The organism is Ruegeria sp. AB5 (genome assembly GCF_056542645.1).
In genome coordinates this window covers 28815-40978 of the sequence record NZ_JBQGAE010000019.1, presented here as the reverse complement: position 1 = coordinate 40978, position 12164 = coordinate 28815, and the positions used below count along the sequence as shown (strand labels likewise).

The window sequence follows — 12164 nt, the reverse complement described above, 5'->3', positions numbered from 1 at the left end:
TTTGGTCCGGTAGAACCGACACGACAAGGAGTGGTGCGGTATTGGCTGAACTTGCGGAACTGATTGCCGGGTGGGCGCAACCGGGCCGAGTGACATGGATCGGTGTGCGCCCCGGACGTCGCGCGGAAATGATAGGGCGCACAGCGGTTCAGGTCTTGGCCGATGGCCTCGAAGGTGATCGCAGCCGTGCAGGTCGGCGGGCGGTCACACTGATCCAGCAGGAGCATCTGGCGGCGATCGGCTCTTATCTGGGGCGGGCGGCTATTGCGTCTAACATATTGCGGCGCAATCTGGTGGTTTCGGGGATCAATCTGGCGGCACTCAAGGGGGGCGAGGTACAGGTGGGCGCGGCTGTCCTGAGATTTTCCGTGATTTGTGCACCATGCAGTCGGATGGAGGAGGCGTTGGGAAAGGGAGGCTACTCCGCAATGCGCGGGCATGGTGGTTGGTGTGCAGAAGTCGTCCGACCCGGACAGGTCGAACTGGGTGATCCCGTGCAACCTGTTGATTGACAATATGCAACAGTTCTGAACATCAGCACAGGATGGAACGATTCCATATTCCATATGCACGGCCCGGGCAGGTTGTTGGGCTGTTCGGCGGGTCTTTTGATCCGCCGCATCAGGGACATGTGCATGTAACGCGTGAGGCGATGAAAGCCTTCGGGCTGGACCGGGTGTGGTGGCTGGTGTCTCCGGGTAATCCGCTGAAACAGCGCGGGCCTGCACCGTTGTCGCAACGGGTCAAGGCTGCGCAGGCCGTGATGCAGCACCCGGATGTCGAAGTCACGGACATAGAGGCGCGGATCGGAACGCGGGCGACGGCGGATACTCTGGCTGCGTTGCAGCGGCTTTATCCGCGGGTGAAATTCGTGTGGCTGATGGGCGCTGACAATCTGGCGCAGTTCCACAAGTGGAAGGATTGGCGGCGGATCATGGACACCGTGCCGGTGGGCGTGGTGGCGCGCCCGGGGGATCGGATATCGGCCCGGATGTCGCGTGCGGCGCGGCTTTATGCCAAGTACAGAATCGATGGGCAGGCACGACAATTGCTGGGGCGGGCACAGGCTCCGGCGTGGTGTTTCGTGAATGTGCCGATGGTCGATGTCAGTTCAACTCAACTTCGCAATAGCGGTATCTGGGCTAACGGAGTGTTGCGGGAATAGCCACATTGCTTGCATATTCTCATGCAAAGGTTGCTCGAATTTTATCTCTGGGATTTTAATTGACCCATGGCAAATCGTATTTCACGCCGGTTTTTTATTGGGGGATTGGGGGCGACCGTAGTCCCGGCTGCGGTTTCGGCGCAAGCTCCCTTGGTGTCTTTACGACCTCGCGCGCGCGGACCTCGGTTGAGCGGGGTCGAGCGGTTCGTGCGTGCGGCCGGGCTGCGGGGCGAAGTGGTTTTCGCGGTGGCCGATGTCGAGACCGGCGCGCAGCTTGAGGCATTGGGCGGTCAGGCTGGCCTGCCTCCGGCCAGTGTCGGGAAGGCGCTGACGGCGCTTTATGCGCTGGACGTTCTGGGACCGGAGCATCGCTTTGAAACCAAGCTGGTGGCAGATGGCCCGATTGAGAACGGTATTCTCAAGGGCGATCTGATCCTTGTCGGTGGCGGAGACCCGCTGTTGGACACAGATGCGCTGGCGAGCATGGCGGCCAATCTGCGAAAGGCCGGTGTTACCGAGGTGCGCGGGGCGTTCAAGGTTTATGATGGTGCACTGCCTTATGTATTCAGCATCGATCCCGGGCAGCCGGATCATGTGGGCTATAGCCCGGCGATCAGCGGGATTTCCCTGAACTTTAACCGTGTGCATTTCGAATGGAAGCGGGCTGGCAAGGACTATGGCGTTACGATGGATGCGCGCAGCGCGCGCTACCGACCCGATGTCGACATGGCCGCTATGCGGGTCGAACCGCGCAGCTTGCCGATCTACACGTATCGACCAAGCGCACGCCAGGACCGCTGGACCGTGGCCAAGGGCGCACTGGGCAATGGTGGTGCCCGCTGGCTGCCCGTGCGAAAACCGGCTTTGTATGCAGGCGATGTGTTTCGCACTTTGGCCCGGGCGAACGGCATCGTTCTGGGGCGCGTACAGGTGACACAAGTCACCCCGCAAGGCAGCGAACTGGTTGTGCATCAAAGCGACCCGCTGGCGAGTATCTTGCGGGGGATGCTGAAATACTCGACCAATCTGACCGCCGAGATGGTCGGAATGGCGGCGACAAAGGCGCGTGGGGTCAGGCCAAAGGATCTGGCAGACTCCGCGGCAGAGATGAACCGCTGGGCAGCTGAGACATATGGGGGCAACCAAATTGCCATGGTTGATCACTCGGGTCTGGGGGACGCGTCCCGCATGGCCCCGGGTGATTTGGTTACAGCGCTTGTGGCGGCCCGCAAGACCGGCGCGTTGCGGCCATTGCTCAAGCCCTTTACGTTGACGGACAGTCAGGGCAGGGCAGTGAAAGATCATCCGATCAAGGTGAACGCAAAGACCGGAACCTTGAACTTTGTGTCGGGCCTGGGTGGGTTTCTGACGACGGCGGACGGATCCGAACTGGCCTTTGCGATATTCACGGCAGACGTGGATCATCGGGCCACGATCCCGCGCGAGCTACGCGAGCGCCCGGAAGGCGCGCGCAGTTGGAACCGCCGGTCACGCAAATTGCAACGTGCGTTGATTGAACGCTGGGGATCGCTTTACGGCAGTTGAGCCTAAACGGTGTGACGCGCGCGTGCGCCCCGTTCGATTGCAGCGGCGTGCAGACGATCAATGCTCAACTCGTACCGGATTTCTTCAAGCAGACGCAGTTCGGTCTCGGCAAGTGATCCGTCAGCGGCGGCAACGTCGCAGGCCAGTGCATAGGCGGTTTCGTGCAGCCGTTCCGGCAGGTTGTCGCGGATCAGGCCGAACATGGCATCCAGCCCGTCTTCCTGCTCGAACAGGTCAAAAACGATTTGCGAGACCCGGCGCGTGCGGTCGATGTCATAGCCTGCAAAGACCGGCAGCATGTTCACCGCGCCTTCGATCTTGACCAACTCGGCCGTGCGGATCGTTTCATCCGAGGCCGAGATCGCAACCATGATCGCCACAAGGCAATCTTGTGGAGACATCGGGTGTGGTACTTGCTCGGTCATGGGTCCGTCCTGATTGGTCTTCTTTGCGATGGCACGATAGGAGGGCTGGCGAGCAGGTTCAACGGCTTTTACCCGTCTGGGTTAGAGAATGGGCAAAGGCCCACGTGTTTTGGTCTGACGCAGTACGAAATTGCTGCGGGTGTCACGCACCAATCCAGATTTCAACAGGCGCTGCATGATGAAATGCTCAAGATCTTCGGGTGTTTTGGCGTAGACCTTGAGAAGGAAGTCATGATCCCCGGTAATTGACGCACATTCCACGATCTGGGACTCGGTCTCGACCAGCCGCAGGAACGACAAAATGTTGTCCTCCTGATGGTCTCGCAAGGCCACGTGGACATAGGCGATGGCGTTTAGGCCCACGGACTTGGCGCGGACCTGCGCCGTATAGCCGGACACGACGCCGGATGCCTCCAGATCCCGCACGCGACGCCAGCATTGCGAAGCCGAAAGACCCGTGCGGTCCGCGAGTTCCTGCATCGACAGTCGGCCATCCATTTGTAGCTGTTGCAGAATGGAAATGTCGGCGGGTTGAAGTGTTTGTGCCAAATTTCGCCTCATACGAAATGAATCTTCCAAGCCTATCCCATTTTCTCGCTCGAACAAACTGAACTCACCGTGATTCGTGAATACACTGTTCATGAAGGAGGAGAGATGATGCCCAAATCAACCAAATACCGTGCAAAGGTCGCCGATAAGCGGGGCCATATCGCATACACTGCTGAAGAGGATGCGGTTTGGGCTGATCTCTATGCGGCTCAGCAAGACAATGTGCAACGCTACATGGCGCGCGATTACCTTCAAGGTCTCGCGCGGTTGGACTTGCCGAAAGCCCGCGTCCCCTCGTGTAGGGACATATCAGAGCGTTTGATTGACCTGACCGGATGGCGGGTGCAGCCAGTACCGGCGCTGATCGGATTTAAGACCTTTTTTACGATGCTGGCGGACAGGGTGTTCCCGGCGGCGTCTTTCATTCGGTCTCGCGCCGATTTCGACTATATTGAAGAGCCGGACATCTTTCATGAAATCTTTGGGCATACGCCCTTGCTCAGCGATCCTCAGTTCGCTGCCTTCAGCCACGCTATCGGCAAGGCCGGTGTACAGGCCGGAGAGAAAGACTACGCTTGGTTGATCCGTCTCTATTGGTTCTCGATCGAGTTTGGGTTGCGCTGGCAGGACGGTGAAATCAAAGCTCTTGGGTCCGGGCTGGCGTCGTCGCCGACAGAACTGGTCTATGCGGTCGAAAGCGAAATCCCGGACCGTTTACCATTTGATGTCGTGACGATCTTGCGTACCCCTTACCGGATCGACATGCACCAGATGGGATATTTTGTGCTGAAAGACCCAGAAGAGCTATTTGCCATCGCCGAGAGGGATCTGATGGCCGACGTGCGTCAGGCGCAATCCCTTGGGTTGCTGCCCAACAAGTTCCCGACAAATGCAACAGCAGCGGAATAGTCGGAAGGTTTCCAAAACAGGATAACCTGCAGCCAGACAGACCGCACATGCGTGCCGTGTTCATATGGCATCCCCGCTTTGACCGCTTGACCGGCCGCAAAACGTCTTTCCCCACCCGAAAACCTCTACGCTTTATTGACTCATGCTGCACGAGCACAATAGGAGGGGTCGGTCGGTTGCACAGGGTGACCGGCGCCTGATTTCCCGATGGAGCTGAGAGAACAATGTCTGACCTGCGTGAAACCGCCATGACGTCCAAGGCCTGGCCTTTTGAAGAGGCGCGCCGGTTGCTCAAACGCTATCAGAAAGGTGCTCCGGATAAGGGCTTTGTGCTGTTTGAGACGGGCTATGGCCCTTCGGGTCTGCCGCATATCGGAACCTTTGGTGAGGTAGCGCGGACCACGATGGTCAAGCGCGCCTTTGAGGCGCTGTCGGATATCCCGACCAAGCTGATCTGTTTCTCGGATGATCTTGACGGAATGCGTAAGGTGCCCAGCAATGTGCCGAACCCTGAAGTGCTGCAACAGCATTTGCAGCGCCCGCTGACCTCGGTACCGGATCCGTTTGGTGAATATGACAGTTTTGGCGAGCATAACAACGCGATGCTGCGCCGGTTCCTCGATACCTTTGGGTTCGAGTACGAGTTTTACTCGGCCAAGCAATTCTACGAGTCCGGGCAGTTTGACGAAGTGCTCAAGCGCGCAGTAGAGCGCTATGACGAGATCATGGCGATCATGTTGAAAAGCCTGCGTGAGGAGCGCCAGCAAACCTATTCGATTTTCCTGCCGCTGCACCCCGAAAGCGGGCGGGTCATGTATGTGCCGATGAAAAAGGTCTGTGCTGAAACCTACACCGTCACCTTCGATGACGAGACGGGCAAAGAATGGACAGTTCCTGTCACCGGCGGCAATGTGAAACTGCAATGGAAACCGGATTTCGGTGCGCGCTGGGCGGCCTTGGGCGTCGATTTCGAGATGTACGGCAAGGAACACGCCACCAACGAAAAGATATATGACGCGATCTGTCGTGCTCTGGGGGGTCGTGCGCCCGAGCATTTCTCGTATGAGCTGTTTTTGGATGAAAACGGTCAGAAGATCTCAAAATCGTCCGGCAATGGCGTGTCGATTGACGAATGGCTGACCTATGCGCCGACAGAAAGCTTGTCGTATTTCATGTATCAAAAGCCAAAGACGGCCAAGCGCTTGCATTTCGATGTCATTCCAAAAGCCTATGATGAATATCACCAACAGCTCCGGGCCTATCCGGGGCAAGAGCTGAAAGCTCAGCTGAACAATCCGGTCTGGCATATTCATGGCGGAGACGTCCCGGAATCAACCCTGATCGTTCCATTCGCAATGTTGTTGAACCTCGCGTCGGTTTCAGGGGCCGAAGACAAAGAGGCGCTTTGGGGCTTCATCCGCCGCTACGCGCCTGAGGCGACGGCAGAAAGCCATCCCGATCTGGATCAGGCGGCGGGTTTCGCCGTGCGCTATTTCAACGATTTCGTCAAACCAACGCGCAAACACCGCGCCCCGACGGATCAAGAACGAGAGGCGCTGGAGGCTCTGAAAGCCGCGCTCGAGGCCTATGACGGCCCGGCCGAAGATGAGACGCTGCAATCGGTGGTCTATTCCATCGGGCGCGAGCGGTTTGATCCGATGCGTGGCTGGTTCACCGCCCTCTACGAGGTGCTTTTGGGTGCCTCGCAAGGCCCGCGTTTTGGTGGTTTCATTGCCCTCTATGGCGTGCCGGAAACGATCGCGCTGATCGACAAGGCACTTGCCGGAGAACTGGTCTGATTTGACCTGAACACGCATGGGGCTACCGTTCCAGCAGGAGGTACCCCCATGCGTCGTTTTCTGCTTGCCATATCCCTGAGTGCTGGTTTGGCCTCGGGCGCGTTTGCCCAGAGTGCCGAGATCGAGGCCAATATTGCGGCCCAGATACAGGCGTTCAAAGCGGATGATTTCGCGACCGCTTTCACTTTCGCCAGCCCCAACATTCAGCGTCTGTTCGGCAACCCGGACAATTTTGGCGCCATGGTGCGCAATGGCTATCCGATGGTCTGGCGTCCCGCTGATGTGCGGTTTCTGGAATTGCGCGAGGTCGCAGGATCATTGTGGCAGAAGGTGATGATAACGGATGGAGATGGCCGCGTTCATGTCTTGGACTATCAGATGATCCGGCAGGAGAATGGTTGGAAAATCAACGGTGTGCAGCTTTTGGGTGCCGCCGACCCCGCGGCCTGAGCAACACCACCGTCACGGTTGGATGAGTGGCGGTTAATCCCTTTTGGATACTTAGACTTCTGCGTTCGGGATGAACCTGAACACGAGGTTTGAACGCGCGGCCCGCGTGCGGCGCGACGAGGAAAGGGATTTCTATGAACAAGGCAATCACGGACGGCATCGTGTTCATGCCGCCTGCTTTCGAGAATGGTCTGGGCGTGTGGTCAGCGGGGGATGGTACTCCGGGCTCGCCGACCTATGACGGGTCAGGGACGGGTGCTTTTGTGCCTGCAGATGCGGACTTTGGTGGCTGTCTTGAGATTCTGAAAATCAACAGTCCTCAGCAATTGCGGTACATGGGCCAGACCCCGATCCTGCCGGGTTGCTACCTGCAGGTCAAAGCGCGGGTCAAGGCGATCAGTGGACCTTTGCCTGAAGTGCGGATTGCCGCGTGGGCCGGAGGTGCCGGCGATGTCCATTTGACAGGCCTCGCCGAGCAGGGGCCGACCACTCAGTTGACCGGCTATGGTACGGTCACCGAGATCACCGCAATAGTGGGCACAGGGCAGCGTGCGGGTGTGGATATGCCTTGGGGCGTGGACGCTCTTTATGGGCATTTCGGCATTGATATCGAGGGCGCAAACGGGGCTGTCGTGCGCGTGGATGATCTGGAAATCACCGATGTCACCGGCGTGTTCCTGCGTGAGATAATCAGCCGTGTCGATGTGCGTGATTTCGGTGCAATAGGTGACGGGATCGCTGACGACTCGGCCGCGTTCGAAGCGGCGGATCAAGCTGCCGGTGGTCGGCGCGTTTTTGTCCCACAGGGCACGTACCATTTGGCCCAGAACACAACCCTGTCGTCAGAAGTTGAGTTTGAAGGCATAGTGGAGATGCCGGACGACAAGATGCTGTTGCTGCTGAAAAACTACGATCTGCCCGCCTATATCTCGGCCTTTGGGAACGAGGAATTGGCCTTCAAAAAAGCCTTTCAGGCACTGCTCAACAACTCGGACCATGAATCCCTTGATCTTGGTGGACGCAAGATTGCTGTAACGGCGCCGATCGACATGTTTGCGGCGGTTCCCAATAAACCGGGCTTCTCAACGCGGCGGGTGATACGGAACGGACAGTTCGATGTCAAAAGCAGTACCGCTTGGGAAACGGAGACGTTTACGTCTGTTGCCACCTATGATCCGGCGGATGCGACCCGTCTGACGAATGTGGTCAACGTGGCCAACATTCCCATTGGGTCGCTGGTTCAGGGCAACGGTGTCGGGCGGGAAATCTATGTACGGGCCAAGGATGAAAGCGCGGGTGAGTTGACGCTAAATGCGCCCTTGTATGATGCAGAGGGGACGCAGACCTTTACTTTCGTGTCGTTCAAATACCTTCTGGATTTCAGCAACTTCGGTGTGTTGCGGAAATTCGGCATGGAGCAGATCGAATTCCAGTGCAACGGTCGGTGCAGTGCCATTCGACTTGCCCCGGCGGGCAGCACGTTTTCTTTGTCTGACTGCTTTGTCAGCCGTCCTCTGGACCGGGGCATCACCTCAATCGGGTCTGGTTGCAAGGGGATGCTCATCGACAATTGCCAGTTCCTGTCTTCAGAAGAATCGTTCATCGTTCCAGACCGCAAGTCGATTGCGCTGAACACCACGTCAAACGACGTGAAAATCCGCCACAACCGGGCGGTGCGCTTCAAACACTTTGCGGTTGTGGGTGGCGACAACAACATGATCCTGGGAAATCATTTCTTCCAAGGCGACAGTATTCCCCAAGGGGTGCGCACCGCCGGGTTGATCATGATCGGGACCTACAACAGTTCGACCATTGCCGAGAACTATGTCGACAACTGTTTCGTGGAATGGACAAACGAACGCGACACGACGCCTGCCTACGTTTCGGGCTATTCCTTCAGCGCAATGAGCATCACGGACAATATCTTTTATTCCAGCGAAGCTCCGCCCTGGTTCAGCTACATCGTCATCCGGCCGCACGGTCCCGGGCATTTCCTGAACGGGTTGGCCGTTACGGGCAACAAGTTCCGGTCCAGCGGTACCGATCTTGATAGGGCTGATCGTGTCGATACAACATTTGCCGATCTCGACCCGGACCGGCATGTCAATGTCACCTTCAGCAACAACACCTATCACGGGATTGAAGCGAAGGTCGAAAACCCATTGCGGGTGCGGCACAGTCAGTATTCGGCATCGCAGGTCTGGACCATCGATTCGGACGGGCGGTTGCCGTTTGGGGCCAAAGCGCGGGGCTGTGACGCGGTTGCGGTTCTCGGCCCGCTCAGATCCGCCCTGGGGACGGTGCGCTATTCTTTTCCATATGCCGATGTCGAACAAGGCGGCGACGGGGATGCCGTGCAATTGCGCTGGGCCGAAAGCCTGAGTGGCGACGTCTCGGTGCAGATGCGGATCGAAGAGTGATCAAGCTCGGAAGCCGCCCCAACGGGGCGGCTTTTTCGGTCAGATCGATACCGGACGGACATCTGGTCTTGTGACAGGAAACCCGAGACCTTTCAAAAACCTGTGCTAGGCTGGGAGCAAGCCAAAGGAGGACTCAGATGCCGACAATCGCCAAAGACGCCAGTGTTCAAACCGTCATCACCACATTCGAGATGACACCGGGTACCTGTCAGGATCTTCTTGAGGCCCTTACGGATGCCTACGCCGAATTTATTTCGAAGCAACCCGGTTTCGTTTCGGCGGGTCTTCATATGAATGATGCCCAGACCCGGATCGCGAATTATTCGCAATGGGAGCGGCGCGAGGATTTTCTGGCTATGTTGCGTACACCGGAGATGCGAGAGAGAAATCGCAAAATCAATGAGCTGTGCAAAAGTTTCGAACCGGTCATGTACGATGTTTCCGAAACATTTGACGTTTCCTGACCTGAATCAAAGCCCCAGCCAACTGTGTGGTCCACCCTGCATGTAGAAAACGAAAGGGTGCAGTATGTATCACAAAATTCTTGTCCCGATTTCCTTTGATCCTGACCGGGATACCTCGGGCCCGATGAAGTTGGCACAGATTCTGGCGACGCCCGAGGCAGAGGTCACATTGTTGCATGTGGTCGAACACATCCCGAGCTATGCGATTACCTACGTGCCAACCGAGTATCTGGCTGAGGCGCGCAAGGCGATTCAGGCAGAACTGTATCAGTTGGCCGAGACACTGCCCAACGCAAAAGGAGTATTGATCGAAGGGCATTCCGGGCGTTCTATTCTAGATTGGGCGGAAATACACAAGCCGGACCTGATCATCATGGCTTCGCATCGACCTGGAATGCAGGATTTGTTGCTGGGCTCGACCGCGGCGCACGTCGTACGCCATGCCAAATGCGCTGTGCACGTGCTACGATGACAGCCAAAGGTCCTCCGGGGCAACTCGGTGGGCTTTGCCAAAACCGCCGTTGAAAAGCCCCTCGTGAATTTCGAATTGCACAAAGTTGAAATCCGCAAAATCAACGTACAGCTTCGCCTTTGGTCGCAGCACAAGATATCTGTTGCGCAGAGTATCGTGCTGATTGGTTCCGCGCGTCAGCATATGGGCTGTAACGTGAAGGGTCAGACGTGGATGGGTCAACGGATCTCCTTTGGGGCCGGGGTCTCCGATCAGCAGGGCGCAGGCCGGATTGTTTTGCAGCGCCCGGCTGTGGTCCGACAGGCTGGATATCAATGAGATCGGATGCCCCAGATGGTCCGTTGCCAATGCGATCCGCGATACCGACGGCAGTGCCGAGCCAGGTCGCAGAAAAGCCAGCGCAGCATGGGTCGTCTCGGCCACAAGGGTGCGAACCGAATTGCGGGCTGCGTCATCAAGCGGTTGATATGGGTCTTGTGCGGGCATTCGTGGTCCTTGCAAATTATCTCTTTGGCCAAGTTAACCGGATGACCGGCAAGGAACGACCCTTGTTTGTGGTGTTGCCTCGGCTTTGCCACAAATCGGCTGTATCCCAGCGTCATGATGTTTCGCAAACGCACGCAAGACGACGCGCTGCCCTCCAGACGTCAGCGCCGTGCTGATGCGACACGGCGTCAGGCTCTTTCGCCAGTTCGCATTTTGCTTTTGGTTCTGTGTTTGCCGCTGACGGTCGCACTGATATCGTTCAACATGTTTGTGCGACTCTCGGACTATGGGCGAAACGAGGCGATAATCCACCTGATCGCGTTGGCGGGCTGCGATACTGCACAATCCATGGGCTTTGGTCCCTTCTACGATGGCTATCCCGGGTATCACAGACGCAATGATCCGGACGGAGACGGCATGGCCTGCGAGACCTTCGCCGCTGTGAAACGGCCTCAACCGGTCACAGTGCCAGACACGGGGTCACAGCGCCGAACCAGTGCGCCGGCGCGATCCGTTGGAAATGCCAAATTTGTCAAACCCTAGATACCTGCCGGTTGACGGAAGTTTGCGGAACGACCGCTTTGCCTGTGTCTCTGAGGGATTTCGCCATGCCGTGCTATGGTAGGCCGTGTTGGTACCAGTCTGGTGCCTCCAACGGGCAATTTTGCCCAGAATGGGAGGGCAACGATGTTTGCACGCGTTACTCAGTTTAAAATGAAACCCGGCACGCGCGAGGCGGCCACGGCAAAGATGAACGAATTGAAGTCCGAAATCATGGGCATGCCCGGCATACATTGCTTTACCAATGTTATGAATGCAGATGGCACCGGGTACGTGATCTCTGTGGTGGAAAGCGAAGAGATCTCGAACGCAAACGCCCCGAAAGTGGCCGAGCTTTGGGGCCATTTTGCCGAGTTCATGGAAGCCCCTCCAGCTCCGGCCGGATTTGACGTTGTTGCCCATTGGGACAAGGGTTGAAAAACGTTGTGAGCCGTCGGTGACCTGCCGGGTGCCTGACCCGATCAGGACAGCATCGCCCCTGCGCAGTCTCGAAAGATGCGAACCTGCGGGGCTGCACCGTCCAGTGGGAATTCGGTCACCCTGTCCTGGGTGAAGGCATAGGCCGTCTGGTTGAACTCCAACCCATCCAGCACATTGCCGAACCCGGTATCGGTGACGGTCAGCGACATCGCGCCGTCAGACAATATGTGGCGCGGCGTGGCGATTTCGATCGGGTTCAACCCCTCGAACCGCATGGCAAACCATGGGGCCTGTGTCCAGCCCTCGGAAGTGCGTGTGATCGTCAGCGTATAAAGCGGCTGCGCCGGGTCATAGGTGAGTTTGATGGCGGCCGTACCGGTCTCGTGTGTGAGCGTGCAGATGTCGCCAACTGTGGCGTTCCATGCATAGGCTGGGCTGCCGAACAGCAGAGAGATCAGTATAGCGCGCATAGGTCAGAACCTAGCTGCGGGTTGCCCCG

Annotated in this window: 15 protein-coding genes; 11 read left to right on the top strand and 4 right to left on the bottom strand. The window is 57.5% G+C overall.

Annotation, left to right across the window (positions count from 1 at the left end; genetic code table 11):
- Positions 1–41 precede the first annotated feature (41 nt).
- The 3 genes from ACR0L4_RS21235 to dacB all read left to right on the top strand — a co-directional run bounded on the left by ACR0L4_RS21235 (position 42) and on the right by dacB (position 2710).
- Entirely contained in the window at positions 42–512 is a 471-nt protein-coding gene (locus tag ACR0L4_RS21235; RefSeq protein WP_480514950.1) for an MOSC domain-containing protein, read from the top strand.
- 32 nt (positions 513–544) lie between these two features.
- Positions 545–1165, top strand: coding sequence for a nicotinate-nucleotide adenylyltransferase (locus ACR0L4_RS21230; protein ID WP_480514949.1), 621 nt, complete (start codon positions 545–547; stop codon positions 1163–1165).
- 66 nt (positions 1166–1231) lie between these two features.
- A complete protein-coding gene (gene dacB / locus ACR0L4_RS21225; protein WP_480514948.1) occupies positions 1232–2710 on the top strand; it encodes a D-alanyl-D-alanine carboxypeptidase/D-alanyl-D-alanine endopeptidase in 1479 nt (492 codons plus the stop codon).
- A gap of 2 nt (positions 2711–2712) precedes the next feature.
- Here dacB and ACR0L4_RS21220 read toward each other — a convergent pair whose 3' ends face one another.
- Together ACR0L4_RS21220 and ACR0L4_RS21215 are read right to left on the bottom strand one after the other, a co-directional pair.
- Positions 2713–3135: a tellurite resistance TerB family protein gene (locus ACR0L4_RS21220; protein ID WP_170749828.1), complete on the bottom strand. Its 423-nt coding sequence runs from the start codon at positions 3133–3135 to the stop codon at positions 2713–2715.
- Between the two features lie 81 nt (positions 3136–3216).
- Positions 3217–3684, bottom strand: a complete 468-nt coding sequence (locus tag ACR0L4_RS21215; protein WP_480514947.1) for an Lrp/AsnC family transcriptional regulator — start codon at positions 3682–3684, stop codon at positions 3217–3219.
- A 108-nt stretch (positions 3685–3792) separates the two neighbouring features.
- Here ACR0L4_RS21215 and phhA point away from each other — a divergent pair, with 108 nt between their 5' ends.
- The 6 genes from phhA to ACR0L4_RS21185 all read left to right on the top strand — a co-directional run bounded on the left by phhA (position 3793) and on the right by ACR0L4_RS21185 (position 10198).
- Positions 3793–4593 (top strand): phenylalanine 4-monooxygenase, encoded by an 801-nt coding sequence (gene phhA, locus ACR0L4_RS21210; RefSeq protein WP_480514946.1) that lies wholly within the window; start codon positions 3793–3795, stop codon positions 4591–4593.
- A 224-nt stretch (positions 4594–4817) separates the two neighbouring features.
- Positions 4818–6392: a lysine--tRNA ligase gene (locus tag ACR0L4_RS21205; RefSeq protein WP_480514945.1), complete on the top strand. Its 1575-nt coding sequence runs from the start codon at positions 4818–4820 to the stop codon at positions 6390–6392.
- A 48-nt stretch (positions 6393–6440) separates the two neighbouring features.
- Positions 6441–6842, top strand: coding sequence for a DUF4864 domain-containing protein (locus tag ACR0L4_RS21200; protein ID WP_480514944.1), 402 nt, complete (start codon positions 6441–6443; stop codon positions 6840–6842).
- 134 nt (positions 6843–6976) lie between these two features.
- Complete coding sequence (locus tag ACR0L4_RS21195; RefSeq protein ID WP_480514943.1) at positions 6977–9262, top strand: glycosyl hydrolase family 28-related protein; 2286 nt, start codon at positions 6977–6979, stop codon at positions 9260–9262.
- A gap of 137 nt (positions 9263–9399) precedes the next feature.
- Positions 9400–9726 (top strand): antibiotic biosynthesis monooxygenase, encoded by a 327-nt coding sequence (locus ACR0L4_RS21190; RefSeq protein WP_170749822.1) that lies wholly within the window; start codon positions 9400–9402, stop codon positions 9724–9726.
- Positions 9727–9790: 64 nt separating this feature from the next.
- Positions 9791–10198: a universal stress protein gene (locus ACR0L4_RS21185; RefSeq protein ID WP_480514942.1), complete on the top strand. Its 408-nt coding sequence runs from the start codon at positions 9791–9793 to the stop codon at positions 10196–10198.
- Here ACR0L4_RS21185 and ACR0L4_RS21180 read toward each other — a convergent pair.
- On the bottom strand, positions 10190–10684 hold the full coding sequence (locus tag ACR0L4_RS21180; protein ID WP_480514941.1) for a HugZ family pyridoxamine 5'-phosphate oxidase: 495 nt from the start codon (positions 10682–10684) through the stop codon (positions 10190–10192). The two genes, ACR0L4_RS21185 and ACR0L4_RS21180, sit on opposite strands and share 9 nt — an antisense overlap.
- Positions 10685–10801: 117 nt before the next feature.
- On the opposite strand from ACR0L4_RS21180, the gene ACR0L4_RS21175 reads away from it, so the two are divergent.
- Both ACR0L4_RS21175 and ACR0L4_RS21170 read left to right on the top strand, forming a co-directional pair.
- A complete protein-coding gene (locus ACR0L4_RS21175; RefSeq protein WP_480514940.1) occupies positions 10802–11227 on the top strand; it encodes an excalibur calcium-binding domain-containing protein in 426 nt (141 codons plus the stop codon).
- A 144-nt stretch (positions 11228–11371) separates the two neighbouring features.
- A complete protein-coding gene (locus tag ACR0L4_RS21170; protein WP_170749818.1) occupies positions 11372–11662 on the top strand; it encodes a hypothetical protein in 291 nt (96 codons plus the stop codon).
- A 44-nt stretch (positions 11663–11706) separates the two neighbouring features.
- Here ACR0L4_RS21170 and ACR0L4_RS21165 read toward each other — a convergent pair whose 3' ends face one another.
- The gene (locus ACR0L4_RS21165) at positions 11707–12135 is read right to left on the bottom strand and encodes a hypothetical protein (RefSeq protein ID WP_480514939.1); all 429 of its coding nucleotides are present in this window, start codon (positions 12133–12135) and stop codon (positions 11707–11709) included.
- Between the last annotated feature and the right edge of the window lie 29 nt (positions 12136–12164).

Bases quoted from the DNA above. Each gene is read 5' to 3' on its own strand.
- ACR0L4_RS21230 (WP_480514949.1), top strand. From the start codon at position 545: ATGGAACGATTCCATATTCCATATGCACGGCCCGGGCAGGTTGTTGGG.
- dacB (WP_480514948.1), top strand. From the start codon at position 1,232: ATGGCAAATCGTATTTCACGCCGGTTTTTTATTGGGGGATTGGGGGCG.
- ACR0L4_RS21220 (WP_170749828.1), bottom strand. From the start codon at position 3,135: ATGACCGAGCAAGTACCACACCCGATGTCTCCACAAGATTGCCTTGTG.
- phhA (WP_480514946.1), top strand. From the start codon at position 3,793: ATGCCCAAATCAACCAAATACCGTGCAAAGGTCGCCGATAAGCGGGGC.
- ACR0L4_RS21205 (WP_480514945.1), top strand. From the start codon at position 4,818: ATGTCTGACCTGCGTGAAACCGCCATGACGTCCAAGGCCTGGCCTTTT.
- ACR0L4_RS21200 (WP_480514944.1), top strand. From the start codon at position 6,441: ATGCGTCGTTTTCTGCTTGCCATATCCCTGAGTGCTGGTTTGGCCTCG.
- ACR0L4_RS21195 (WP_480514943.1), top strand. From the start codon at position 6,977: ATGAACAAGGCAATCACGGACGGCATCGTGTTCATGCCGCCTGCTTTC.
- ACR0L4_RS21190 (WP_170749822.1), top strand. From the start codon at position 9,400: ATGCCGACAATCGCCAAAGACGCCAGTGTTCAAACCGTCATCACCACA.
- ACR0L4_RS21185 (WP_480514942.1), top strand. From the start codon at position 9,791: ATGTATCACAAAATTCTTGTCCCGATTTCCTTTGATCCTGACCGGGAT.
- ACR0L4_RS21180 (WP_480514941.1), bottom strand. From the start codon at position 10,684: ATGCCCGCACAAGACCCATATCAACCGCTTGATGACGCAGCCCGCAAT.
- ACR0L4_RS21175 (WP_480514940.1), top strand. From the start codon at position 10,802: ATGTTTCGCAAACGCACGCAAGACGACGCGCTGCCCTCCAGACGTCAG.
- ACR0L4_RS21170 (WP_170749818.1), top strand. From the start codon at position 11,372: ATGTTTGCACGCGTTACTCAGTTTAAAATGAAACCCGGCACGCGCGAG.
- ACR0L4_RS21165 (WP_480514939.1), bottom strand. From the start codon at position 12,135: ATGCGCGCTATACTGATCTCTCTGCTGTTCGGCAGCCCAGCCTATGCA.